Source organism: Pseudomonas sp. 13159349 (assembly GCF_013305685.1).
In the GTDB taxonomy this organism is placed as follows: Bacteria; Pseudomonadota; Gammaproteobacteria; order Pseudomonadales; family Pseudomonadaceae; genus Aquipseudomonas; species Aquipseudomonas asiatica.
The window spans coordinates 1441415-1463528 of sequence record NZ_CP045553.1 but is presented as its reverse complement, the minus strand read 5'-3'; the positions used below and the strand labels follow the sequence as shown (position 1 = coordinate 1463528).

At 62.2% G+C, this 22114-nt stretch carries 30 protein-coding genes; 8 read left to right on the top strand and 22 right to left on the bottom strand.

What is annotated here, in order from left to right; translation table 11 throughout:
• The first annotated feature begins 30 nt into the window (after positions 1-30).
• The 3 genes from arsC to GEV38_RS06915 are packed head-to-tail and all read left to right on the top strand — an operon-like array spanning position 31 to position 1392.
• On the top strand, positions 31-384 hold the full coding sequence (gene arsC / locus GEV38_RS06925; protein WP_137137980.1) for an arsenate reductase (glutaredoxin): 354 nt from the start codon (positions 31-33) through the stop codon (positions 382-384).
• Positions 381-986: an NAD(P)H:quinone oxidoreductase gene (gene wrbA / locus GEV38_RS06920; protein ID WP_015269222.1), complete on the top strand. Its 606-nt coding sequence runs from the start codon at positions 381-383 to the stop codon at positions 984-986. Before arsC ends, wrbA begins: the two co-directional genes overlap by 4 nt.
• A complete protein-coding gene (locus GEV38_RS06915; RefSeq protein ID WP_015269221.1) occupies positions 979-1392 on the top strand; it encodes a DUF2069 domain-containing protein in 414 nt (137 codons plus the stop codon). The genes wrbA and GEV38_RS06915 overlap by 8 nt, the downstream gene beginning before the upstream one ends.
• A gap of 132 nt (positions 1393-1524) precedes the next feature.
• Here GEV38_RS06915 and GEV38_RS06910 read toward each other — a convergent pair whose 3' ends face one another.
• Both GEV38_RS06910 and ttcA read right to left on the bottom strand, forming a co-directional pair.
• On the bottom strand, positions 1525-2196 hold the full coding sequence (locus GEV38_RS06910) for a DNA-3-methyladenine glycosylase I (protein WP_054573186.1): 672 nt from the start codon (positions 2194-2196) through the stop codon (positions 1525-1527).
• Between the two features lie 4 nt (positions 2197-2200).
• Positions 2201-3025, bottom strand: a complete 825-nt coding sequence (gene ttcA, locus GEV38_RS06905; RefSeq protein ID WP_012270926.1) for a tRNA 2-thiocytidine(32) synthetase TtcA — start codon at positions 3023-3025, stop codon at positions 2201-2203.
• 262 nt (positions 3026-3287) lie between these two features.
• Here ttcA and GEV38_RS06900 point away from each other — a divergent pair, with 262 nt between their 5' ends.
• Together GEV38_RS06900 and GEV38_RS06895 are read left to right on the top strand one after the other, a co-directional pair.
• Positions 3288-3887: a Yip1 family protein gene (locus GEV38_RS06900; RefSeq protein ID WP_003252385.1), complete on the top strand. Its 600-nt coding sequence runs from the start codon at positions 3288-3290 to the stop codon at positions 3885-3887.
• Between the two features lie 132 nt (positions 3888-4019).
• Positions 4020-4514: a SprT family zinc-dependent metalloprotease gene (locus GEV38_RS06895; protein ID WP_013971347.1), complete on the top strand. Its 495-nt coding sequence runs from the start codon at positions 4020-4022 to the stop codon at positions 4512-4514.
• A 188-nt stretch (positions 4515-4702) separates the two neighbouring features.
• On the opposite strand, the gene fpr is transcribed toward GEV38_RS06895, so the two are convergent.
• Positions 4703-5482 carry a ferredoxin-NADP reductase gene (gene fpr, locus GEV38_RS06890; protein WP_004375483.1) on the bottom strand — a complete coding sequence of 260 codons (780 nt, stop codon included), beginning with the start codon at positions 5480-5482 and terminating at the stop codon, positions 4703-4705.
• A 121-nt stretch (positions 5483-5603) separates the two neighbouring features.
• On the opposite strand from fpr, the gene finR reads away from it, so the two are divergent.
• Positions 5604-6530, top strand: a complete 927-nt coding sequence (gene finR / locus GEV38_RS06885) for a LysR family transcriptional regulator FinR (protein ID WP_004375481.1) — start codon at positions 5604-5606, stop codon at positions 6528-6530.
• Here finR and GEV38_RS06880 read toward each other — a convergent pair.
• The 3 genes from GEV38_RS06880 to GEV38_RS06870 form a co-directional block, all read right to left on the bottom strand.
• Positions 6527-6892, bottom strand: a complete 366-nt coding sequence (locus tag GEV38_RS06880; protein WP_015269218.1) for a diacylglycerol kinase — start codon at positions 6890-6892, stop codon at positions 6527-6529. The two genes, finR and GEV38_RS06880, sit on opposite strands and share 4 nt — an antisense overlap.
• Positions 6893-6965: 73 nt before the next feature.
• Positions 6966-7616: a response regulator transcription factor ErdR gene (erdR, locus tag GEV38_RS06875; RefSeq protein WP_015269217.1), complete on the bottom strand. Its 651-nt coding sequence runs from the start codon at positions 7614-7616 to the stop codon at positions 6966-6968.
• A 78-nt stretch (positions 7617-7694) separates the two neighbouring features.
• Positions 7695-8405: a tRNA-uridine aminocarboxypropyltransferase gene (locus tag GEV38_RS06870; protein ID WP_173895704.1), complete on the bottom strand. Its 711-nt coding sequence runs from the start codon at positions 8403-8405 to the stop codon at positions 7695-7697.
• A 220-nt stretch (positions 8406-8625) separates the two neighbouring features.
• Here GEV38_RS06870 and GEV38_RS06865 point away from each other — a divergent pair, with 220 nt between their 5' ends.
• Positions 8626-9045 (top strand): quorum-sensing-regulated virulence factor family protein, encoded by a 420-nt coding sequence (locus tag GEV38_RS06865; protein WP_013971343.1) that lies wholly within the window; start codon positions 8626-8628, stop codon positions 9043-9045.
• Between the two features lie 14 nt (positions 9046-9059).
• Here the strand turns inward: GEV38_RS06865 and GEV38_RS06860 are convergent, their stop codons facing one another.
• Positions 9060-9269, bottom strand: coding sequence for a hypothetical protein (locus GEV38_RS06860; protein WP_004375471.1), 210 nt, complete (start codon positions 9267-9269; stop codon positions 9060-9062).
• A gap of 162 nt (positions 9270-9431) precedes the next feature.
• Here GEV38_RS06860 and GEV38_RS06855 point away from each other — a divergent pair, with 162 nt between their 5' ends.
• The gene (locus GEV38_RS06855; protein WP_015269216.1) at positions 9432-10550 is read left to right on the top strand and encodes an LOG family protein; all 1119 of its coding nucleotides are present in this window, start codon (positions 9432-9434) and stop codon (positions 10548-10550) included.
• 49 nt (positions 10551-10599) lie between these two features.
• On the opposite strand, the gene recX is transcribed toward GEV38_RS06855, so the two are convergent.
• The 15 genes from recX to GEV38_RS06780 form a co-directional block, all read right to left on the bottom strand.
• The gene (gene recX / locus GEV38_RS06850; protein ID WP_054573188.1) at positions 10600-11070 is read right to left on the bottom strand and encodes a recombination regulator RecX; all 471 of its coding nucleotides are present in this window, start codon (positions 11068-11070) and stop codon (positions 10600-10602) included.
• Between the two features lie 21 nt (positions 11071-11091).
• Positions 11092-12159 (bottom strand): recombinase RecA, encoded by a 1068-nt coding sequence (recA, locus tag GEV38_RS06845; RefSeq protein WP_015269214.1) that lies wholly within the window; start codon positions 12157-12159, stop codon positions 11092-11094.
• 103 nt (positions 12160-12262) lie between these two features.
• On the bottom strand, positions 12263-12745 hold the full coding sequence (locus GEV38_RS06840; RefSeq protein WP_015269213.1) for a CinA family protein: 483 nt from the start codon (positions 12743-12745) through the stop codon (positions 12263-12265).
• A gap of 195 nt (positions 12746-12940) precedes the next feature.
• On the bottom strand, positions 12941-13594 hold the full coding sequence (locus tag GEV38_RS06835; RefSeq protein WP_015269212.1) for a hypothetical protein: 654 nt from the start codon (positions 13592-13594) through the stop codon (positions 12941-12943).
• A gap of 499 nt (positions 13595-14093) precedes the next feature.
• Positions 14094-14309 carry a hypothetical protein gene (locus GEV38_RS06830; protein ID WP_173895702.1) on the bottom strand — a complete coding sequence of 72 codons (216 nt, stop codon included), beginning with the start codon at positions 14307-14309 and terminating at the stop codon, positions 14094-14096.
• Positions 14299-14607, bottom strand: a complete 309-nt coding sequence (locus tag GEV38_RS06825; protein ID WP_039615154.1) for a hypothetical protein — start codon at positions 14605-14607, stop codon at positions 14299-14301. Before GEV38_RS06825 ends, GEV38_RS06830 begins: the two co-directional genes overlap by 11 nt.
• Before the next feature lie 119 nt (positions 14608-14726).
• Positions 14727-14936 (bottom strand): hypothetical protein, encoded by a 210-nt coding sequence (locus GEV38_RS06820; protein WP_173895701.1) that lies wholly within the window; start codon positions 14934-14936, stop codon positions 14727-14729.
• 13 nt (positions 14937-14949) lie between these two features.
• A complete protein-coding gene (locus GEV38_RS06815; RefSeq protein WP_173895699.1) occupies positions 14950-15462 on the bottom strand; it encodes a DUF2514 family protein in 513 nt (170 codons plus the stop codon).
• Positions 15447-15827, bottom strand: a complete 381-nt coding sequence (locus GEV38_RS06810) for a DUF6527 family protein (RefSeq protein ID WP_173895697.1) — start codon at positions 15825-15827, stop codon at positions 15447-15449. The genes GEV38_RS06815 and GEV38_RS06810 overlap by 16 nt, the downstream gene beginning before the upstream one ends.
• Entirely contained in the window at positions 15824-16276 is a 453-nt protein-coding gene (locus GEV38_RS06805; protein WP_173895695.1) for a structural protein P5, read from the bottom strand. Before GEV38_RS06805 ends, GEV38_RS06810 begins: the two co-directional genes overlap by 4 nt.
• 57 nt (positions 16277-16333) lie before the next feature.
• Positions 16334-16885 carry a tail fiber assembly protein gene (locus tag GEV38_RS06800; RefSeq protein ID WP_173895693.1) on the bottom strand — a complete coding sequence of 184 codons (552 nt, stop codon included), beginning with the start codon at positions 16883-16885 and terminating at the stop codon, positions 16334-16336.
• A gap of 2 nt (positions 16886-16887) precedes the next feature.
• Positions 16888-17475, bottom strand: a complete 588-nt coding sequence (locus GEV38_RS06795) for a hypothetical protein (protein ID WP_173895691.1) — start codon at positions 17473-17475, stop codon at positions 16888-16890.
• An 8-nt stretch (positions 17476-17483) separates the two neighbouring features.
• Positions 17484-18539, bottom strand: a complete 1056-nt coding sequence (locus GEV38_RS06790) for a hypothetical protein (protein ID WP_173895689.1) — start codon at positions 18537-18539, stop codon at positions 17484-17486.
• On the bottom strand, positions 18539-21718 hold the full coding sequence (locus GEV38_RS06785) for a DUF1983 domain-containing protein (protein WP_173895687.1): 3180 nt from the start codon (positions 21716-21718) through the stop codon (positions 18539-18541). Before GEV38_RS06785 ends, GEV38_RS06790 begins: the two co-directional genes overlap by 1 nt.
• A complete protein-coding gene (locus GEV38_RS06780) occupies positions 21715-22113 on the bottom strand; it encodes a hypothetical protein (RefSeq protein WP_173895686.1) in 399 nt (132 codons plus the stop codon). Before GEV38_RS06780 ends, GEV38_RS06785 begins: the two co-directional genes overlap by 4 nt.
• Between the last annotated feature and the right edge of the window lies 1 nt (position 22114).

The following is a 22114-nucleotide window of genomic DNA, read 5'->3' as shown; positions in this document are numbered from 1 at the left end:
GCCGCCACACCCTGCTGGATGCGACCCGACATGACCGACCTCACGCTCTATCATAACCCGCGCTGCTCGAAATCCCGCGGCGCCCTGGAACTGCTCGAAGCTCGCGGCCTGGCGCCGACCATCGTGCGCTACCTCGAGACCCCGCCCGACGCGGCCACCCTGACGGCTCTGCTCGGCAAGCTGGGCATCGCCCCGCGCCAGCTGCTTCGTACCGGCGAGGACGAGTACAAGGAGCTGAACCTGGCCGACCCGTCGCTGACCGACGCGCAACTGATCGACGCCATGGCCCGGCACCCCAAGCTGATCGAGCGGCCGATCTTCATCGCTGGCGACAAGGCCGTGGTCGGCCGACCACCCGAGAAAGTACTGGAGATCCTGCCGTGAGCGAGCCCTACATCCTGGTGCTGTATTACAGCCGCCATGGTTCGACCAGCGAGATGGCCCGGCACATCGCCCGCGGCATCGAGCTGGCCGGCATGGAAGCCCGCCTGCGCACGGTACCGGCGATTTCCACCGAGTGCGAAGCAGTGGCCCCGGACATCCCGGCCAACGGTGCGCTGTACGCCACCCTGGACGACCTGCGCCACTGCGCCGGCCTGGTACTGGGCAGCCCGACCCGCTTCGGCAACATGGCGGCGCCGCTCAAGTACTTCCTGGATGGCACCAGCAGCCTGTGGCTGGGCGGTGAACTGGTCGGCAAGCCGGCAGGCGTGTTCACCTCTACCGCCAGCCTGCACGGCGGGCAGGAAACCACTCTGCTGTCGATGATGCTGCCGCTGATGCACCACGGCATGCTGGTGATGGGCCTGCCGTACAGCGAATCGGCATTGCTCGAAACCCGTGGCGGCGGCACCCCGTATGGCGCCAGCCATCATGCTGGTGCCGATGGCAAGCGCGAGCTCGACCAGCACGAGATAGCCCTGTGCCGCGCCCTTGGCCAACGCCTGGCGACCACTGCAAAGGCCCTGGAGGCTGCACGTGGCTAAGAAGCCCAAGGTATTGCCGCCGCTTGAGTGGCTGGCGCCTCGCCTGCGCCTGACGCGGGCGCTGAGCCTGGCATTCTTCTTCGGCCTGATCGCCCTGCTGGTGGCGAACAACCTGTGGTTCGCCAACCTGCACGGGGCGCGGGTCGAGGTGATCCTGGCGATCGAACTGGTGCCGTTGCTGCTGTTGCTGCCGGGCATGCTGACAGGCAGCGCCCGGGCACATGCATGGACCTGCTTCGTGGTGAATATCTATTTCATCAAGGGCGTGCTGGCGGCGTTCGACCCGGCGCGTGCGGTATTTGGCTGGGTTGAAGTACTGGTGAGCCTGGGGCTGTTCATTGCCGGGCTGCTGTATGTGCGCTGGAAGTTCCAGCACGAGCGGCGCATGGCAGGCGAAGGCAGTTGATATCCGGGGGCCGCTTTGCGGCCCAATCGCCGGCAAGCCAGCTCCCACAGGTACAGCGCAAGGCTTGAGACCTGTGCTGTACCTGTGGGAGCTGGCTTGCCGGCGATTGGGCTGCAAAGCAGCCCCAAAATCTCAATGGTTGACGGTATGCGCCAGCATCACCGACAACTGGCACAGCGGCCGCCCACTCTCGGCATGCCACTGGTTGAACGCCTGCTGCACCAAGGCCAGGTCCCGCTGGCTGGTCGGCGGTTTGTCGATCACCTTCTGCGCAATCAACGCCGCAGCCATGTCATCGGTAGGGATGAACGTGTCCTTGCCGACCATGCGCAGGAAGCGCGGTGCCGACAACCCGCCCAGCTGGTTGCCGTGTTTGGCCAGGTATTTCCACAAACCGACGATGTCGGTCACCGGCCAGTCGGCGATGAAGGCGCCGAAACTGCCCTTCTCCTTGGCCACGTCAAGAACCATCTGCGCATTGCGCGGCACGCTCTTGAGCTTGCCCAGGTGGCGGATGATGCGCTCGTCGTGCATCAGCCGCTCGAGGTGCTCGGCGCCCATCAATACCACCTTCTCCGGGTCGAAGCCGAAGAACACCTGCTCGAACGCCGGCCACTTGGCATCCACCAGGCTGTGCTTGAGCCCGGCGCGGAACACGCGCAGGGCCAAGGTCGACAGGTAGCGGTCGTCGCTGATATCACGCAGTTGTGCGGGTGTGCGCGGCTGCGGCAGGAAGGCCTCCAGGGCCTGGGCCGAGCCGAAGCGGTTCAGGCAGTACTCGTGCAACCACTGGTAATCGCGCATGGGCTCAGATGTTCAGCACGTCAAGGAAACGTGGGGTGGCGTTCTCGTCGATCTTCAGGCTGGTGAAGTCGAACAGGTTGCGGTCGGCCAACTGCGACGGTGCCACGTTCTGCAGGGCGCGGAAGATGCTCTCGGTACGCCCCGGGTGCTTGCGCTCCCACTCCACCAGCATGTCCTTGACCACCTGGCGCTGCAGGTTTTCCTGCGAACCGCACAGGTTGCACGGGATGATCGGGAATTCCTTCATGTCCGAGTAGGCCTGGATATCCTTCTCGCTGCAGTAGGCCAGCGGGCGGATCACCACGTTGCGGCCATCGTCGGCGCGCAGCTTCGGCGGCATGCCCTTGAGCGCACCGTTGAAGAACATGTTGAGGAAGAAGGTTTCGACGATATCGTCGCGGTGGTGCCCCAGCGCCATCTTGGTCGCGCCGATTTCGTCGGCAAAGGTGTACAGGGTGCCACGGCGCAGGCGCGAACACAGCGAGCAGGTGGTCTTGCCCTCGGGGACAAGCTCCTTGACCACCGAATAGGTGTCCTTCTCGACAATGTGGTACTCGACGCCCAGTTCCTTCAGGTAGGCCGGCAGCACATGCTCGGGGAACCCCGGCTGCTTCTGGTCCATGTTCACCGCGACGATCTCGAACTTGATCGGTGCCACCTTCTGCAGGTGCAACAGAACGTCGAGCATGGTGTAGCTGTCCTTGCCGCCGGACAGGCAGACCATGACCTTGTCGCCATCCTCGATCATGTTGTAGTCGGTGATGGCTTCGCCGGCGAGACGACGCAGGCGTTTTTGCAGTTTGTTCTGGTTGACCGAGAGGGTGCCCATAGCGCTTGGATCCGCGAGGTGTGACAAAAGCCGGCTATTTTACGCACAAACGCGGCGGCGCTGTAGGCATTCCGATAAAGACTTCATTGTAATCAACAGCGCGTCTTACAGCGCAATTTGCTCTAAAAAGCACGGTTTATGCGGGTAACGGCTTCCTATACTGCGACATAAGGCCACATTACCGCTTGCTTCGGTGTTCGGGCCTAGGGCCGCTTGCGCTCCATCTGGGGGGCGTTTGGCAACATTGAGAGGAGTGATCGGCATGATTCATCACGTTGTGGGGCTGTTTACCCATCCCGACCAGGAATGGCGGGAAATTCGTGGCGAAGAAGAAACCATCAGCCACATGTACCTGACGCACACCCTGATCCTGGCTGCGATCCCCGCCGTTTCGGCATTCATCGGTACAACCCAGGTCGGCTGGGTGATCGGCGACCGGCCAGCGGTGATGCTGACCATGGAAAGCGCCATCTGGATGAGCATCATGTCGTACCTGGCGATGCTTGCCGGGGTGGCGGTAATGGGGGCGTTCATCCACTGGATGGCCCGTACCTACGATGCCAACCCGTCCATGGCACAGTGCATCGCCTTTGCCACCTACACCGCCACACCGTTGTTCATCGGCGGCCTGGCGGCGCTGTACCCGCACCTGTGGCTGGGCATGCTGATCGGCACGGCCGCCATCTGCTACACGGTGTACCTGTTGTACGTCGGTTTGCCGACGTTCATGAACATACCGTCCGACGAAGGCTTCCTGTTCTCCAGCTCGGTGCTGGCGGTAGGCCTTGTGGTACTGGTGGCGATCATGGCCGCCACGGTGATCATCTGGGGACTGGGCGTGGGGCCCGTCTACACCAACTAGAACAGACTCGACCAACACTGGGGCATCAAACCTGGGGCCGCCGCAAGGCGGCCTCTGGCTGTGCGCTGACCGGTGGCTCGGCAGGTTGCCCGGGGTTGCGGCATAATGTCCGGTCAGGAGAACCACCCCGCCATGCCCGAGCTGCTCAGACAACGCGTCGAAACCTGTTACCAGCAAGCTGAAACCTTCTTCAAACGCCCCTTCCCACGCCCGGAAATCAGCTTCAAGCTGCGCGGGCAAAAAGCCGGCGTCGCCCACCTGCACGAGAACCTGCTGCGCTTCAACCTGCAGCTTTACCGCGAAAACCAGGAAGACTTCCTGCGCCAGACCGTGGCCCATGAGGTGGCGCACCTGGTGGCACACCATCTGTTCGGCGACCGCATCCAGGCCCATGGCGAAGAGTGGCAGCTGATCATGCGCGGGGTGTATGAACTGCCGCCCAACCGTTGCCACAACTACGAAGTGCAAAGGCGCGTGGTGACCCGCTACATCTACCGCTGCCCCTGCCCGCAGAGCGACTTCCCGTTTACCGCGCAGCGGCACAAGCTGGTGCGCCAGGGGCGGCGCTACCTGTGCAAGCGGTGTCGGGAGATATTGGTGTATAGCGGCGAGACGCGCGTGGAATAGATTGGGGTTTGCCTGCACTGGCCTCATCGCCGGCAAGCCAGCTCCCACAGGTTCGGCACAGGTTTCAAATGTTGTGGGATTCCTGTGGGAGCTGGCTTGCCGGCGATAGGGCCGGTACAGGCGATATATGAATCACAGGCACAAGAAAGGCGACCCGGGGGTCGCCTTCTTTTGCATCAGCCTGCGCCTTACTTCTCGACGAAGGCTCGCTCGATCAGGTAGTCACCCGGCTCGCGCATGCGCGGGGAAATCTTCAGACCGAAGCTGTCCAGCACTTCGCTGGTTTCGTCGAGCATGCTCGGGCTGCCGCAGATCATCGCGCGGTCGTCCTGCGGGTTGATCGGTGGCAGGCCGATGTCGCTGAACAGCTTGCCGCTGCGCATCAGGTCGGTCAGGCGGCCCTGATTCTCGAACGGTTCACGGGTCACGGTCGGGTAGTAGATCAGCTTGTCGCGAACCGACTCACCGAAGAACTCGTTCTGCGGCAGGTGCTCTGTGATGAACTCGCGGTAGGCCACTTCGTTCACGTAGCGCACGCCGTGCACCAAGATCACTTTCTCGAAGCGCTCGTAGGTTTCCGGGTCCTGGATGACACTCATGAACGGTGCCAGGCCAGTGCCGGTGCTCAGCAGGTACAAATGCTTGCCCGGGTTCAGGTCGTCGAGTACCAGGGTACCGGTAGGCTTCTTGCTGATGATGATCTCGTCGCCTTCCTTCAGGTGCTGCAGCTGCGAGGTCAGCGGACCGTCCGGCACCTTGATGCTGAAGAACTCCAGGTGCTCTTCCCAGTTCGGCGAGGCGATGGAATAGGCGCGCATGAGCGGACGGCCGCTTTCTTGTTGCAGGCCGATCATCACGAACTGACCGTTCTCGAAGCGCAGGCCCGGGTCGCGGGTGCACTTGAAGCTGAACAGGGTGTCGTTCCAGTGGTGCACACTGAGGACACGTTCGTGGTTCATGTTGCTCATTTAATGGGGCTCCTGAAGAAAGACGCGGCGCGCGCAAGACGCGCAGTTGCGCGATAGTTTAGGGGCAGCGACAATATCTGTTAACTGGATTATCAAGATATGTGTTATCGGTTATATCGATATGCGATTTACACTTCGTCAACTGCAAGTCTTCGTTGCCGTGGCCCAGCACCAGAGCGTTTCGCGCGCCGCCAGTGTGCTGGCCTTGTCGCAGTCGGCCGCCAGCACCTCGATCACCGAGCTTGAGCGACAGTCCAGCTGCCAGCTGTTCGACCGCGCCGGCAAGCGCCTGAGCCTCAACGCCCTGGGCCAGCAACTGTTGCCGCAGGCAGTGGCCCTGCTCGACCAGGCCAAGGAAATCGAAGACCTGCTCAACGGCAAGTCCGGTTTCGGCTCGCTGGCAGTCGGCGCCACGCTGACCATCGGCAACTACCTGGCCACCCTGCTGATCGGCAGCTTCATGCAGGTGCACCCGGAAAGCCAGGTGAAGCTGCATGTGCAGAACACTGCGCATATCGTGCAACAGGTGGCGCATTACGAAATTGATCTGGGTCTGATCGAAGGCGATTGCAACCACCCGGACCTGGAAGTGCAGCCCTGGGTCGAGGACGAGCTGGTGGTGTTCTGCGCGCCTCAGCATCCGCTGGCCAAACTGGGGCGCGCCGATGTACAGACCTTGTCCCAGGAGGCGTGGATCCTGCGCGAACAGGGCTCAGGCACGCGCCTGACCTTCGACCAGGCCATGCGCCACCACCGCACCAACCTCAACATCCGCCTGGAGCTGGAACACACCGAAGCCATCAAGCGCGCGGTGGAGTCGGGCCTGGGCATCGGCTGCATCTCGCGCCTTGCCCTGCGTGACGCCTTCCGCCGCGGCAGCCTGGTAGCGGTGGAAACCCCGGAGCTGGACCTGATGCGCCAGTTCTACTTCATCTGGCACAAACAGAAGTACCAGACCTCGGCCATGCGCGAATTTCTCGAACTGTGCCGCAACTTCACCGCGGGTTTCACACGCAGTGACGAGATCGTGTTGCCACCGATCGCTTAAAGCAGGATCACACCCCACACCAGCGCCACCATGGTCAGTGCCACCAGCTGCGCGGCGCTGCCCATGTCCTTGGCGTTTTTCGACAGCGGGTGGCGCTCCAGCGAAATGCGGTCGATGGCTGCTTCCACCGCCGAATTGAACAGTTCGACGATCAAGCCCAACAGGCACACGGCGATCATGATCGCCCGCTCCGCACGGCTGACCGGCAGCCAGAAGGCGATCGGGACCAACAGCACGTTGAGCAGCACCAGCTGGCGGAACGCGGCCTCGCCCTTGAAGGCGGCGCGCAGGCCGTCCAGCGAATAGCCGGCGGCGTTGAGGATACGTTTGAGGCCGGTCTGGCCCTTGAATGGCGATGTCATGTGAGTCACTTCACAACGGAAAGGCCAGCAGACTAGACCGGCACGGGTCAAAAAAGCGTGAAGCCACGCGCACTCAGCTGCTGGCAACCGATTCAAGTTGTTGCAGCAACAACGCCGCCTGGGTGCGGGTACGCACACCCAGCTTGCGGAAGATCGCGGTCACGTGGGCCTTGATGGTCGCTTCCGACACGTTCAGCTCATAGGCGATCTGCTTGTTCAGCAAGCCTTCGCAGACCATGGTCAGCACGCGGAACTGCTGCGGCGTGAGGCTGGCAAGGCCTTCGCTGGCGGCCTTGGCCTCGGCCGAGACATCGACCTTTTCGAACGCCTGCGGCGGCCACCAGACCTCGCCGTCGAGCACCTTGCGCACCGCATCCTGGATCACTTCCAGGGTGCTGGACTTGGGAATGAAGCCACTGGCGCCAAATTCGCGGGACTTGACCACCACTGCAGCCTCTTCCTGCGCCGATACCATCACCACGGGGATCTGCGGGTATTGCCCGCGCAGCAGCACCAGCCCGGAAAAACCGTAGGCACCCGGCATGTTCAAGTCCAGCAACACCAGGTCCCAGTTGTCTTTTTCGCTCAGACGGGTTTCCAGTTCGGCAATGCTGGCAACTTCTACCAGGCGTACATCCGGGCCCAGGCCGAGGGTAACGGCCTGGCGCAAGGCGCCACGGAACAGCGGGTGGTCATCGGCAATCAGGATTTCGTAAGTGGCCATCGATCTGGGGATCCTGTTCTGTGTCGGGCACTCGGGTAAGGGTCATTATGAACCAAAGCAGGGGTTGTGCCCCTTGGACTATAGGAAGGTATGCAAACGCTGGTGGGTGTCGTCCTGCTCGTCCAGCGGCAGGCGACGCTTGCCGCTCAGGTAATGCAGGCTGAACACATCCAGGTAGGCGTCCAGCGCCTGCGAGGCCTGGGTATCGCCGGCAAGGTCCAGGCACATGGCCGCGACTTCCGCGGTACAGAAGTGATCATCGCGCTTGGAGCGGCGCAGGCGGTAGCGGGACATCTGCTCGGCCTGCAGGCTCAACACCGGGAAGCGATCAAGGTACGGGCTTTTGCGGAACATCTTGCGCGCTTCGGTCCAGGTGGCATCCAGCAGGATGAACAGCGGACGCTTGCCGGGCTCGCGCACTACCTCCCTGACCACTCGCTCCTGGGCAACGAATTCGCCGGGGAAGACGATGTAGGGCTGCCAACGCGGGTCGTCCAGCAACGCCAGCAAGCGTTCGTCGACCGAAGTGCGCAGCCAGCCGAAAGCCGAGGTGTCCTCGATCAGGTCGGCGATCAGCCAGCCGGTATTGGTAGGCTTCAGTGGCTCGGTGTCATGCATCAGCAGGCACACGCCGGACTCGGCCTGCACCCGCGGCTTCCAGGCGCACAGGCAATGAGTGGCGATGACCCGGCAATCGGGGCAGCGTTCGGCACGTGAACCACGGGCGATAAAGGGCTTGTTGCTGCGAGCCAGGCGTTCGGCGCGCAGGCGCGCTACCGCATGGCTCATGCCGGCAGGCCTCTGGACAGGTTGGGAATGGACACAAGGATGACTCGGAGAAAACTAAGGGCGCCAGTCTACCAGAACAGGGGGCAATTGCTGTGCAGGTGGCGACGCGGTCCTTATAATCGCTGCTTTACCGTACCCCAGCGTCGCGCCTGCGCGATTTTCAGGGAACGCCGTCGACCCGCGCATGTCAAAGCGCCAGTCATCGAACCAGGAGAGATTCATGCTGCGCCGTATCGTCCCCGCCCTGAGCCTGTTGCTCGCCCTGCCCCTGGCAGCCCAGGCGGCTTCCAAGCAGGAATACGACCTGAACAACATGCTGCAGAAGGTTGCCAAAGAGAGCAGTGTCGGCACCCCGCGAGCCATCAACGAGGACATCCTCGACCAGGGTTACACGGTGGAAGGCAAGGCACTGGTCAACCACCTGAGCGTGCGCCAGGACCATGCCGCGCGCATGCAGGCCAACCCCGAACAGGTCCGCAGCCAGCTGGGTGATAGCGTCTGCCGCAACAGCGGTTTCCGTAACCTGATGTCCAAAGGCGCGGTGATGGTCTACCGCTTCACGGTATACAAGACCAACCAGCCGATCATGGACCAGGCGTTCGACAATGCCAGCTGCGTGGCCGGCAACAAGAAGAAGTAAACCAGCTCGGATCGCTACGCCTTCTCGTCTTCACGGGCGCACCAGCGCCCCTCAGCGGCATCAGCGCGCATCTCTGCCAGCAGCGCCTGCAGGTAGCGCGACTGGCATTCCAGCCCCGACAGCCTGCGCCGGCACTCGTTCTCCAGGCTCAGGTGATGCATCTGGGCCGCATTCTCCAGCTGCTGGTAAAGCTGCCGGTCAACTTCGATGATCAAGCGATGCATACCGCCACCTCCTGCATCGACACGTTTCGCTTTACCCAGTTAACCAAACCCGCATCCCCCGTGGCTGCATGCCGACGGGCGGCTGTGTCGAACACCCCCGGCAGGATTGAGCGCAAGGGTCTAGATTGAGGTCAGAGGTATAGGTGCAGAAGGAGACGTTGCATGCCTTACCAATCGAGTGAACTGCTGTTCAGCCATTTCCGCGACAACAACATCGACCTGAGCAACATCGACGCACAACTGCAACTGGTGGCACCGAACAGCCCCAACCTGGCGCTGTACCGCGACATGATGCTGACCATCCTGCGCATGGCCCATGACGACACCGACCGCTGGAGCGCCAAGATCACCCTGCAGGCCCTGCGCGAACTGGACCATTCGTTCCGCACCCTGGAACGCTACAAGGACCGCCGCAAGGTGACCGTGTTCGGCTCGGCGCGCACCCCGCTGGAACACCCGATGTACGCCCTGGCCCGCGAACTGGGCGCAACCCTGGCGCGCTCCGACCTGATGGTAATAACCGGTGCCGGCGGCGGCATCATGGCAGCCGCCCACGAAGGCGCCGGCAGCGACCACAGCCTGGGATTCAACATCACCCTACCCTTCGAACAACACGCCAACCCCACGGTAGATGGCACCGACAAGCTGCTGCCGTTCCATTTCTTCTTCATCCGCAAGCTGTTCTTCGTCAAGGAGGCCGATGGCCTGGTGCTGTGCCCGGGTGGTTTCGGCACTTTGGATGAAGCATTGGAGGTGCTGACCCTGATCCAGACCGGCAAGAGCCCGCTGGTACCGGTGGTGCTGCTGGACTCACCAGGTGGCAGCTTCTGGCGCGACTGCCTGGACTTCATCAGCCGCCAACTGGAGGAAAACCGCTACATCTTGCCCAGCGACCTGAAACTGCTGCGCCTGGTGCACAGCGCTGACGAGGCAGTGGAGGAAATCAACCAGTTCTACAGCAACTACCACTCCAGCCGCTGGCTGAAGAGCCAGTTCGTGATCCGCATGCATCACCCGCTCAGCGAAGCGGCGCTGTATGACATCCAGGAAGGCTTTGCCGATTTGCGTTTGAGTGGCAAGTACCACCAGCAACCTGACAGCAGCGCCGAGCACGAAGTGGGCAACTTCAACCACCTGACCCGTTTGTCATTTGCCTTCAATGGCCGGGATCAGGGCAGGCTGCGCGAGCTGGTGGATTTCATCAACCTGCCGGAGAACTGGGCCAAGCCGCAGCCCATGCATACGACGCAGCGGGCCAGGGAGGCGTTGAAGGTCAGTTGATCGTGACACAAGTCCGCTCCCGCAAAGGACTGTAAAACGGCCCCAGCCCTCAGTAATCGTCGAGATCACGCCCACTGAGCAGCCGGCCGATCATGTCCATGGGGAAACCCCGGTAAGCCAGAAACCGGGTCTGCTGGGCACGGCCGCGGGGATCTTGCGGGCGCTGCCCGGCAAACTTGCGCTGCCATACGTCACGCATGCGCTCGCCCCAGTCCACCTCGCTCTCGCGTAGCGCCTGCTCGATATCAGCACGCGCCAAACCGCGCTGGCCTAGCTCTTCGCGAATACGCGCAGGGCCATAGCCGGAGCTTGAACGGTACCGGATGAAACTTTCGAGGTAGCGGGCTTCGCTAAGCAACCCTTCTTCGGCGAGCCGATCGAGTTCAGGCCCAATCAACTCGTCCGAAGCGCCGCGCTGACGCAACTTGCGCGTCAGCTCGACGCGACCGTGCTCACGTCGCGCAAGCAGGTCCATGGCTGTCCGCCGGATGGCGACGGGGGTGTCGAGTACGGCGGACATGTTCGGCTATCTACCGCGCAATCAATAGCCGGCGTCAGCGTCGGCCATGTCATCGGCATCGGCTTCGGCAGCAGCAGCCTTACCAGCAGCCGCAACAGCACCAGAGGTCAGCAGCTTCTCGCGAATCTGCTTCTCGATCTCGGCACCAATAGCCGGGTTCTCAGCCAAGTACTTGGCAGCGTTTGCCTTGCCTTGACCGATCTTGTTGCCCTGGTAGGCGTACCAGGCACCGGACTTCTCGACCAGGCCTTGGGAAACACCCAGGTCAATGATCTCGCCGTTACGGTAGATACCTTTGCCGTAGAGGATCTGGAACTCGGCCTGACGGAAGGGCGGCGAAACCTTGTTCTTGACGATCTTGACGCGGGTTTCGCTACCGACCACCTCGTCGCCTTCCTTGACCGCACCGGTACGGCGAATATCCAGACGCACCGAGGCGTAGAACTTCAGGGCGTTACCACCAGTGGTGGTTTCCGGGCTGCCGAACATCACACCGATCTTCATACGGATCTGGTTGATGAAGATGACCAGGCAGTTGGCGTTCTTGATGTTACCGGTGATCTTGCGCAGCGCCTGGGACATCAGGCGCGCCTGCAGACCCACGTGCATGTCACCCATTTCGCCTTCGATCTCGGCCTTCGGTACCAGGGCAGCAACGGAGTCGACGATGATCACGTCAACAGCGTTGGAACGCACCAGCATGTCGGTGATTTCCAGGGCCTGTTCGCCGGTGTCCGGCTGCGAAACCAGCAGGTCGTCGACGTTGACGCCCAGCTTGCCGGCGTACTCGGGGTCGAGGGCGTGTTCGGCGTCGACGAAGGCGCAGGTGGCGCCGTTTTTCTGGGCTTCGGCGATGACCGACAGGGTCAGCGTGGTCTTACCCGACGATTCCGGGCCGTAGATCTCGACGATACGGCCTTTTGGCAGGCCGCCGATGCCCAGGGCGATGTCCAGACCCAGCGAGCCGGTGGAGATGGCAGGGATAGCCTGGCGCTCGTGGTCGCCCATGCGCATGACGGCGCCCTTGCCGAATTGGCGTTCGATCTGACCCAGGGCCGCAGCCAAGGCGCGCTTCTTGTTGTCGTCCATTGAAATCCTCACGTGTTCGACTTGGCCCTGACGGCCGGAATACCTGTATAAGTAGCCAGTATTATTCCACAGGCAGGCGCTCGCGCAAACCCCTGTCGTCGATTTACTCGGCACCAAGCTGTAACAAGCCGTCTAATGCGGCGATCACCGTCTGTCGGCGCACCGCCTCGCGGTCGCCGTCAAACTGGCGCCGCTCGCTGAACACATGGTTGCCGTCGCCCCAGGCCAGCCACACGGTGCCCACCGGTTTGCCCGGCGAACCACCGTCCGGCCCGGCCACGCCGCTCACCGCCACGGCAAAGCGCGCGCCGCTGGCGGCCTGGGCGCCGCGGACCATCGCTTCGACCACTTCCTGGCTGACCGCGCCAACCTGGCCGAACAACGCCGCGGGCACTCCCAGCTGACGGGTTTTCTGGGTGTTGGAATAGGTCACGTACCCAGCCTCGAACCAGGCCGAGCTGCCGGGCACGCGGGTGATGGCCTCGGCGATGCCGCCACCGGTGCAGGATTCGGCGGTGGTCACCTGCGCGTTGAAGCGGCGCAGGTGTTCACCCAGGCGGGTGGAAAGCGTGGTGATCGGGTCCATGTCGGGCTCCTTGAAGGCTGCCCTCTACCCTAGCATTTTGGGGATGGGGGTGGAGGATGAGCGTCTGGCGGCGTGCTGGGCCCGAGCATGTTCGCCTCTGGATTTTTGGCGCCTGTAAGATCGAGCGCCGCCCGCGCGGCGCTCTATCTCGCAGGCGCCAAACCTCTCAAGGCATGCACGTCAAGCCCACACCAATCAGAAATTCAGCCGAAGCACGGTCCGCCAGATGTTCTTCATCGGTGAACGACGATGCTTGGTCCAGTTGCGCTCCCACCACTCGTCCTCATTGCGCACCACCTGTTCCAGGTCGCTACCGGCCACGGCGGCGGCGTGCTGGCGGAACATCATGGGGAACACGCAGTGCTGGCGGATCCGGTGTTTGACCACCACATCCACCGGGGTGCCATCGTAGGGCGTCTCTGCCAGGATCCGACAGCCCTCGCGCGACAGCACATAGGCATGCAGGGCCACCACCCGCCCGCGGGCGATGAACGGGAACCAGGTCAGCCAGGTTCGCCCCATGGAATAACCCAGGTGCAAGGCCTCGAAGGGCCGTTTCTGCATGAAGCGGTTTACCCAGCGCACCCGCGAAGGCTTGAACTCATACGCCTTGGCATCGTCTTCGAAGATCAGGATTCGATCTAGGCCATTGTCCAGCGCATGACGGGCCAGTTGCTGATGGGACTCGTAGCAACCGCGCTTGGGGTCGCTGTTTTTCTCGACGACATGAAAGTGCACTTCGTTGTCGAGCTGTCGCCCGATGGTTTCGCTGAACAGCGTGCGCCGGTCAGCGCGGGTGTCGAGGGAAATACAAAAAACCGCATCTACATCAAAACGAATTGCGCTCACTGCACTAATCAACCTGTTGCAATAACTTTTTACCGGGCCACGGGCCACCGCGAATGCGTCAGGCAAGCCATCCCTGATGGGCGAAGGCAGGCAATTCTCCATGGAGGCACCATGATGTCAACCTGCCTTCAGCGCATCCCTGTGCACTCGCCGGACTTGCAGGTACAGCCTGCCGGGTAGCCGTGTTAATCTATGCGGCTTGAAAATCCGGTGGGTCTCGGCGTCGTGCATGCAACACAGAACGCCCCAATTTGCCCCACAATATTGAGACCTACTTTCTAAGCCATTGATGAATAAAGCAATTTCCGACTTCTCCGCACACACCCCGATGATGCAGCAGTAGCGGAAAAAATCGACTTCAGGCCGCGACTTATGCGGCCTGCGAATCGAGCCTGTCTAATATCGTTCGGCCAGTTTCGGCGACTTTCGCCCAGTAAAACCGAGATGCTTTTGAGCGGTTTTAGACAGCCATACCACCCTCCTCCGGCGTTCTGCCGACCTACCTCCAACCCCTCTCGGATTCATCAAGGGCCCACAGCCTGGCCGACTCGACGATCTCCAGCATGTCGACCAGGTCGCCGTCATCGACCTCTCGCCGCCGGCGCGCGGCATAGGCCATCTCATCGAGCACCGCAGCGCGCCCATCAGGATCAGCCATCAGGGCAACCTGGTCGTTCAGCTCGGCCAACCAGGCCTGCGGAAGCTCAGTTGCCATAATCGCCCACCGCCCGGCACCACCACGACTGGGCGTACAGCACGCCATCGATTTCCTCGACACCGTTAATGTTGATCCCGAGCTGGGCCATGCCATTGAGCTTGGCGTCGTGCAGCCGGGGGATGATGTCGGGCCCGGGCGATGGGTTGAACACCCAGGCCTGGGTCGATACCCGGCCCAGCGGCTCACTGTGGTGGTCACCGATGTGAATGTCGGCCCGCAGGGGCTGGATCTTCCTGAGCTGATCGGAAGGGATGGCCACGCCATTCACACGGCGGCGGACGAGGAGGAAGTACATGCTGCACCAAATACTGTATATAGATACAGCATTTCAGCATCAGGCAAAGCAACCGCGCCAGTACCGCTCGGCGGACTATGTTCATTTGCTCAGGCGTGAGGTCGACGCATGTGGCCCAATTAGTGAACCGGGCCAGCAGGGCCACCTAACGCTTTGAGCTGGTAGTCGGTGACCGCCTGGAACTGCGACTCAGCGATCAGGCGCAACCGCTCGACTTCATCAGCTGGCCTGCCAGCACCCTGGGCCTCGTGATAACGCCTCATGGCGTCCACGGCGTCGGTGTACATGGGGTGATCAGGCATTAGGACTTCTGGCTGCTTTGGCTTCATGCCGACGACCTTTTCACTTGGTCAGGCCATTATAGATCGACTCGCACGCCAGCCCAGCTATTCGGCTTCGCTCAAGCGCTGCTGCGCAGCTGCCCGCCATTCGGTCAGACTCTTCAAGCAATCCCCCGAGCACCACGACGGCAGAGGCTCCTGCCTGGCGCTGCTGGGAAGCGATGGTGTCGCAGGTTGCTGCTCGGCCGGCGCGCAGTCGTTCGATTTCCCCGCGCAGCCCACCAGCAGCAGACTCAGCAGCAGCGGCGCGGCCTTGGGCCAGCTCCAGTTGTTGTCGTGCACTCTCACCCTCCTTGTCCGCCACGGCCTGGCGGCGTTGTTCTTCTGTTCTGGCCTGGGCGGCTGCGCGCCGGTCGCGCTCGGACACCTCCAGGCGGTAGTCGGCCAGCTCGCCGCGTGCCGTCGCGGTATCACCCTGCGCTACCACCACCCGGTACTGCTGGCCGCCGGCAACCACAGCCAGCGCGATCAGCCACCAGCACCAGGTCGGCACAACCCTCACCAGCTGTTCCATGACGCCTCCCAGTCCGGCAGATCGACCGTCTGGCCGACCAGCGCATGGGTACAGTCGGTGAGGTACTGGATGCGGCCATCGGTGACGAACGAGTGGCATACCTTGGCGACTTTGACCTGAACGATTTCGCCGCTCCTGATCTTGTCGCGGATCTCAGGTGTGGTGGCCGGTGGCTCCCCCTCATCCCATTGAGCCAGGACCGATGGCGTGAAGGTCGGGGAATCGGCATTGCCGTTGTAGCCCCAGCGCGGGCCAGGCCCTGAACCGACCCGCAGGCTGTGCGGTTTATCGCAGCCCGCACACCAGAACCACAGTGAGCCATCCTCTGCCTGGCCCAGGCAGCGGCCAATCGTCTTGATCGTCATGCCAGCGCCCTCCGCACACCCTCGTCAATCACCTGGTCCGGGTACGGGTTGCCGCCGTTTTCGTGCACGATGATGCCGACCACCAGGCCGCGCAGCGTGGCCGGGTCCTTGATGTTGATCGGGTCGGTTGGGCGTACGCCCAGGCGCTTGGACACAGCAGCTGCATAGGCTTGGGTGTCGTTCTCGTTGCTCGGCGCCCAGCGGTTGATGGTCTCCAGCACCGTGTCGATGCCCTTCTCGCCCACGCCGGGCATGCCATCCTTGCCGCGGTAGTTGATGAGCAGCTTGCCCAGGGCGCGGATGCCGTTCTCGGTCTCGTCGAAGCGGGCGAAGCGTGGCTTGGCTACGCCAACCTCCAGCCCCAACTGGCCCTGCCAGGCGTTGCGGGGGTTGAAGTCGATGTTGCCGGGGTTTCGGTTGCGAACGCCGCGGGGCTGGGGTTGGGTCATTGGTTTTCTCCAAGCAAAAAAATACCGCCAGGCGGCGGTCGGTGGATTTGTCGCGGATCAGGCCGGCGGCGCAGGCCAATCGATTTCGTTGGGGAAACCTGGCTGGTCAGGCAGACGATTCAGGGCAACGCGGTAAAGCTTCCACTCGGTCATCAGGCCGACTTCGGCGTCCGTGGCAATGCCCAAGTCCACAGCGTCCTGCAGCGGGATAATTGCCGCATCGGCAACAGCACGGCGCTGTGCAATCTCAGCATGGGCCAGCGCCAGCGCGTCAGCGGGCTCGGGCTCTTGGGGCGGCGGCAGGTCGGGCGGCGGCAGATCCTCGACGGAGACATGCAAGGTGATGCTGTGTAGCAGGTCGGCCGGCTCGCCATCCTTTGCCACGCTCACCAGCAAAACGCCGTCGGCGAAGGATGTCGCTACGGTGGCATCGGCGTCCATCTGGTTAATCACATAGCCCCAGCCCTCTGGTGGCGGGCACATGCCCAGCGTGCCCACCACCAGGTACTGGCCAGGGCTAAGGTGCTCCACGGTGATATCGGCCTTGCCGAGGGAGGTGATGTTAATGATCGAGCCGTCGCCGAGGATATTGATTGCTGCTCTTGCCATGTTCAGATCGCCTTCAGTGTGCCGTCAGCGGCGCGTGTGGTATTTCCGGTGTGATAAAGCTCGATCACCGGAGTGATCTCGTTGCCGTAAACCGACCAAATTTTGATGGTGCCTGTATTGCCTGGAAGCCCATACGGCCACGCAATTAACAAACGGTTGCCGGAGGAGCCGAACCGGATGGCTTGCTTATACCAGTAGCCGGTGCCTCCGGTGGGTGCGCCGGGTGCCCCTGGCTCATACAGGACTGGGGCGAATCCATGATCAATGTCTGCGTACCAACTCGTCGTTGAGGAAGACGACTTCGCATAGCCAAGCGCTTCAGCGGGTGGAACTTGCCCTACCCCCAATCCCATATTCGCCTGGGCGGCTGTGCCAAGTTCAAGCGCTACCCTTGCTGAAGCGGAATTGGTCGCGCCCGTGCCGCCCTTCGCCACAGGAAGTGCAGCAGGCAGCACTTTTGGCGCCCCTCCGGCCCCCAGCGCGTCATACAGCTCATCGAAGTTCGCATCGATCTTCACGTTGGCGCTGCGGGGCGTGTCACCGCCCTGTCCAGTTGGGGCGGTGCCGAGGTTAATATTCTGCTTAGCCATACCAGATCCTATAAGGGTTTCATTGGGCGCGATGCGAAGAGCGTCCGGCCATTCACGCTGAGCGGATTAACGCCATCGAAGTTTTCGCAATACATCTGGAGCACGTCCCTCCTTCCAGGTAGGAACCCGCCGTAATTTGCCCGAATGGGCTGTGTGGTTGCGCCGATCTGCGTACAGGAAAACAGCGCATTGGCGAGGACGTAATCAGCATAATTCCCGGTCCAAGCCATCTGCGCCGACGACGCGTAATAGCCTGTTCCGGTGATCGGCGTTCCTGCTGTCGCGAACGAGTTATTGGCTGGCTGGCTATTAAGCAGAGCCAGGTTGGCCGACGTGACGAAAGTCCTGTTCCCTGCCGCATCCCGCACTGATGCGCCGTACGCATCCACAGGCGTGTTTGGCACCATGTAGCTTGCACAGAACCAATTGATCATCATCGGATACAGCGCGGTGCTTCCGTGAGCCTGCTGGTTGTTGTAGGCCTTGATGCGGAACCCGGTCCAGTTGCCGGGAGATCCGGTGACGAAGAAGCTCCCAACCATCATGTAGTTGTCGGCATTCAGGAAGATCATCGGGCGCTCGTAGGTCGTGACCGGCTGAGGAAACGTCACAGTGCCGTACTGGATCTGATTTGCGCTCCCAGGCCCCTGAAACCCAATATTCATCCGTCCGTTGTAGCGCACGCTGAGCACCCGGTTGATCGCGTCGATCTGTGTGCGGACGTTGCTGTTTGCAGCCCTGATCCCGTAACTGCCTGCTGCCGAAAACGGCTCTCCGCCCTGCGATAGGATCATCACCTGCCAGGTCCTGGTACCGGGCTGTCGCAGCTGCAGCTGTCCGGTAGTTGCCCAGGCAGGCGGGCTCCAGGTGTTGTCGCCTCCGTCAAACAGGGCATCAACCACAACAAAGGACGCCGCCTGGATCTCCGGTATTGCGATGTACTGGTCGAAGGCGTTGTTGCCGGCCACCTGCATCATCTTCAGCGAGCGAATCGGCGTGATGGTGGTGTCCAAGGTGATGGCCCCGGCCGCATCACGCGTCCGGAGCCCATAGAGATCGGCCATCAGGTAAGCCTCCCCACTGCAGTGCGTTCAATACCGTTGGCGTCGTAAACGTACACGCCGCCGTTATTCAGCAGTGTCGAGCCGTTGACGTCCTGCCCTCGGATTGTCACTGCGCCAGTGACGAAGTTCAGCTCCAGCAGCGGCCGGCCTTGAGAATCGAGCGCCTGAGACTTTAGGGTCATTCCGACGATCAGGTTCTGAATGAACGCCGAGTTGATGAATGCCTGGTTGAGGTAGAGCTGACCGTTCTGGAAAACGAAGAGATTCGCCTCAGGCCCATTCAGACCGTTGATAATTGCGACGCGGTCCGCCGACAGCAGGATCTCGCCAACCGAACCGTCGCTACCCTGTACGATGCCCGTGGCCACCTTCTTGCCCGCGGCGTTTGTCTCAGTCTTCCACGAAGAGATCGCCGACACTCTGCCATTCGCGTCAACAATCGCCTGGTCATTGCGCTGGATTGCCGCTGAGTTCTGGGCTTGAACTGCCTGAACCTGGCTGAACTGCTGGGCTGTCGCGCTGCTGAGATCCACCACCGACTTGCTGACCTGCTGGACCAGCGCGTTGGTCTCACCCTGGCGTACCTCTACCTGGTCGGTGCGCTGCGCCTGGGCCACGTCGCCCTCGATCTGCGCCGACAGCTGGGACCATACGCCGACATACGTCTGTTCCGATCCAGCGAAACCCTCTTCGCTGCCGGCCATGGCCGGGTTGACTTGTGCAAACACGCCGTCGAGCTTCTGGGCATTGGCTTTGACCTGATCATCGATGGTCTCGACCGTGCCCTTCATCTGGCTCAGGCCTTCGGCCGTCGCGGCGACACCTGTGACTGGGTCGTTAACCTTCACCTGCAAAGCCTGGAGGCTTTCGGCGTTGGCCGTGATCCGGTCTTCCTGCTCGTCGATATCGACGCGGTTCTGATTGACCTGCGCCGCCAGGCCGTTGGCGGTACGAACCGCCTGCCCTACGTCGTCCCAGTAGGCCACGTTTGGCGGGGGCGTATTGATCGGCACGTCACCCTTGGCCTGGTAGAGCTTGCCGTCCTGGCCAAGAACGCCCTGGTCGATCGAATAGGTTCGTTCAGGGTCATAGGGCATTGAGTCAGCAAGGTCACCGATCTCGTCTCGCAGCTCGCCCAGACGCTCATTGACCGACCCAGGACCATTGCCATCGATGAGGTCGATACGGCCTTCAAGCTCCGGCCACAATTGGCCCTCCCTGATCTGCCCCTCCAGCGCCTTAAGCATGTTGGCCATGTCGCTGGAGGTGGACGCAACCACCTTCAAGAAGGCGCTGACACCGTAGGCGTTCTTCGAACGGATGAAGTAGGCGTAGTTGGTTGCAAAGGCAAGACCGGTATGGGTGAAAGACAGGCCCTGGCCCAGGTAATCGCCTTGTGTGGCCTGCGGGTTGGTGGAGAAAAAGTACTCGTAGGTGCCGCCGTTCAAGCCATGCAGCGTATTGCCCGGGATCAGAGTGATGGTGTCGATCGTGGCCTGCACCACGCACGATTCAGGAATCGGAGGACCGTCGATGTTCACGGTGATGCTGGCCTCGCCGGAGCGGGTCAGCGGGCCGAGGGCAGCCACGCTCATGGTGTAGCTACCAGACGGCAAACCTGACAGTGGCAGCTTGAGCGCTGTAGCTGGGACCTGCTGGGCCTGGACTGCGGTCGCACCTTGGCGAATTGTAATGGCGTAGCCCGTGACCACGCCGTAGGGCGCCACCCACGACAGGGTACCCTGTACCGACTCGGCATTTTCCTCGGTCGACCAGGCGAGTCCGGTAGGACCGCCCAGGCCGCCGGCCGGCAGCTTGATGAAGCCGATCGGATTGTATGGCTGACCTACGGCGTCGTCGAAGATTGCCGGTTCGTTCTGGGCAACCGAGACGTTGCAGCCACTGTCGGCGCTCATCGACCAGTCGGTGACGATGAACTCGCCCACGATATTCAGGGATGGCAGGTTGACCTTCACCGAGCGGCCAGGGCGGCAGTTGTAGCCCATGAAGTTCATGGGGATCGACAGGGTGCCACCTGCGCGCCGGCGGCGCAGTTCGATGTTCGCCAGGCGCTGAGCCTGGTACGGGTTGCTGACGTAGGAGAACGACAGTGTTTCTGCCGCCTCACCGCCGTCTGCCACCACCCACTCGCTCACCGACACCTCGGGATAGTCCGTCTCGGCCCAGGCCTGCGCCGGGTCCACGAAGGTGCCGCGCACGGTATTGATCGCCGAGTCGTTGGTCGGCTCGGTGCTACCGGTGACGGTGCCGATCACCATGTCCTCAGTGATCTCGAAGTCGTACGGGCCGTAGTAGGCCCCGACCTGCAGCATCCAGCGGCCGCCGACACGGATCAGCTTGCCGCCGCACGCCGCCTCCAGCTTCTGCATCACCTGGGTGCGCGACTCGTCGGCGCCGATGACACAGCCGGAGCGGTATCGCGCCGAGGTGCTGCCGTCTGCGTTGGCCAGCATCTCATCGCACACGCTGGCACTGTTGGCGAAACTCGCGAACACGATCTCATCATCCGGCACGCCGCACCGGTTGCGCAGGAACCAGAGGATGTGAAGTGCGGTGTTTTCGCTGTAACCGGCGGTCCCGGTCCGAGGATCGTAGATATCCCGGCGCCCGCGAAGCACGAAGCGCACATCCGGAATGCCAGAGGGATACTTCTCGGCGCTGTACTTGAACGACAGCCGGATGAAAGACAGGCCTCGGCCAATCTGGGTGTCGCGCCAGTCCGGGCTGTTGGCTTTCAGGAAGGCATTGACCTGGGTCGGGTTGGTGACCAGCTCATAACTCGCGTGCTCCCCATAGGATTGAACGCGCTCCTCGCCGAGGAAGATGTCCTCCAGCCCGTCAATCTCTCCCTCCGACAGCACATACACCATGTGTAGCCATTCGCCGTCGGTCTGGTCGCCAGCCTGTTCCTGCCCCCAGGCTAGAACGCCGCCAGTGCTCACCCGGCCCAGTACGTACCGGGCAGCCGCCTTGGACGAGCGTAGGGTCTGGCTGGACGGTTCACTGGTGCGCAGCGAGCCGGTATCGAGCTTGTCCTGCTGCGAAGCGACGTAGAACGCCATCGCTGCGCCCGCCAGCGCGCCCCAAGGCCCTCCCTGGATGAAGCCGATGGCCGCGCCGACCGCGATCTGGGCCACCTTCTTGACTGCTGAACTCATTCAACTCTCCACACCGTCAACGGTTCACACTCGATACGCCCGACACCATCGGGGGACACCGACCAGAACTCATCCGCCCAGAACACCGCAATGCCTCGCCCGTTAGGGCCGTCGTACAGGGCGATGTCGCCCCGCTGGATCAGGCCCGGCTGCACCCGGGCAAAGCAGGCATCCCATGCGGCCTCAAGGCTTCCATGGTTGTTCTTCAGCGCTCGCTTGGCGCCAGCCTCGCTCTTGTAGGTGCCACGGTAGGCCTGAGCCGGATCGGTACCGCAAACCGCCACGGCGCAGTCGGCGGCAAACAGGCAGCAGTCAAATTCGCCCCATGAAAAAGGCCGCTCAATGGCGGCCTTGATCGTGGTGGCAAGCTGTGTCGTCCAATCGCGCTTTCGCATG

Coding starts and splice junctions, on each gene's coding strand:
- fpr (WP_004375483.1), bottom strand. CDS start 5,482: ATGAGCAACATGAACCACGAACGTGTCCTCAGTGTGCACCACTGGAAC.
- GEV38_RS06855 (WP_015269216.1), top strand. CDS start 9,432: ATGCCTTACCAATCGAGTGAACTGCTGTTCAGCCATTTCCGCGACAAC.
- GEV38_RS06870 (WP_173895704.1), bottom strand. CDS start 8,405: ATGAGCCATGCGGTAGCGCGCCTGCGCGCCGAACGCCTGGCTCGCAGC.
- GEV38_RS06830 (WP_173895702.1), bottom strand. CDS start 14,309: ATGGCAACTGAGCTTCCGCAGGCCTGGTTGGCCGAGCTGAACGACCAG.
- recX (WP_054573188.1), bottom strand. CDS start 11,070: ATGTCCGCCGTACTCGACACCCCCGTCGCCATCCGGCGGACAGCCATG.
- GEV38_RS06900 (WP_003252385.1), top strand. CDS start 3,288: ATGATTCATCACGTTGTGGGGCTGTTTACCCATCCCGACCAGGAATGG.
- GEV38_RS06865 (WP_013971343.1), top strand. CDS start 8,626: ATGCTGCGCCGTATCGTCCCCGCCCTGAGCCTGTTGCTCGCCCTGCCC.
- GEV38_RS06800 (WP_173895693.1), bottom strand. CDS start 16,885: ATGGCAAGAGCAGCAATCAATATCCTCGGCGACGGCTCGATCATTAAC.
- GEV38_RS06825 (WP_039615154.1), bottom strand. CDS start 14,607: ATGTACTTCCTCCTCGTCCGCCGCCGTGTGAATGGCGTGGCCATCCCT.
- GEV38_RS06795 (WP_173895691.1), bottom strand. CDS start 17,475: ATGGCTAAGCAGAATATTAACCTCGGCACCGCCCCAACTGGACAGGGC.
- GEV38_RS06880 (WP_015269218.1), bottom strand. CDS start 6,892: ATGACATCGCCATTCAAGGGCCAGACCGGCCTCAAACGTATCCTCAAC.
- GEV38_RS06910 (WP_054573186.1), bottom strand. CDS start 2,196: ATGCGCGATTACCAGTGGTTGCACGAGTACTGCCTGAACCGCTTCGGC.
- GEV38_RS06810 (WP_173895697.1), bottom strand. CDS start 15,827: ATGACGATCAAGACGATTGGCCGCTGCCTGGGCCAGGCAGAGGATGGC.
- GEV38_RS06840 (WP_015269213.1), bottom strand. CDS start 12,745: ATGGACCCGATCACCACGCTTTCCACCCGCCTGGGTGAACACCTGCGC.
- GEV38_RS06815 (WP_173895699.1), bottom strand. CDS start 15,462: ATGGAACAGCTGGTGAGGGTTGTGCCGACCTGGTGCTGGTGGCTGATC.
- GEV38_RS06780 (WP_173895686.1), bottom strand. CDS start 22,113: ATGCGAAAGCGCGATTGGACGACACAGCTTGCCACCACGATCAAGGCC.
- arsC (WP_137137980.1), top strand. CDS start 31: ATGACCGACCTCACGCTCTATCATAACCCGCGCTGCTCGAAATCCCGC.
- GEV38_RS06805 (WP_173895695.1), bottom strand. CDS start 16,276: ATGACCCAACCCCAGCCCCGCGGCGTTCGCAACCGAAACCCCGGCAAC.
- recA (WP_015269214.1), bottom strand. CDS start 12,159: ATGGACGACAACAAGAAGCGCGCCTTGGCTGCGGCCCTGGGTCAGATC.
- GEV38_RS06895 (WP_013971347.1), top strand. CDS start 4,020: ATGCCCGAGCTGCTCAGACAACGCGTCGAAACCTGTTACCAGCAAGCT.
- GEV38_RS06790 (WP_173895689.1), bottom strand. CDS start 18,539: ATGGCCGATCTCTATGGGCTCCGGACGCGTGATGCGGCCGGGGCCATC.
- ttcA (WP_012270926.1), bottom strand. CDS start 3,025: ATGGGCACCCTCTCGGTCAACCAGAACAAACTGCAAAAACGCCTGCGT.
- GEV38_RS06785 (WP_173895687.1), bottom strand. CDS start 21,718: ATGAGTTCAGCAGTCAAGAAGGTGGCCCAGATCGCGGTCGGCGCGGCC.
- GEV38_RS06860 (WP_004375471.1), bottom strand. CDS start 9,269: ATGCATCGCTTGATCATCGAAGTTGACCGGCAGCTTTACCAGCAGCTG.
- finR (WP_004375481.1), top strand. CDS start 5,604: ATGCGATTTACACTTCGTCAACTGCAAGTCTTCGTTGCCGTGGCCCAG.
- GEV38_RS06820 (WP_173895701.1), bottom strand. CDS start 14,936: ATGAAGCCAAAGCAGCCAGAAGTCCTAATGCCTGATCACCCCATGTAC.
- erdR (WP_015269217.1), bottom strand. CDS start 7,616: ATGGCCACTTACGAAATCCTGATTGCCGATGACCACCCGCTGTTCCGT.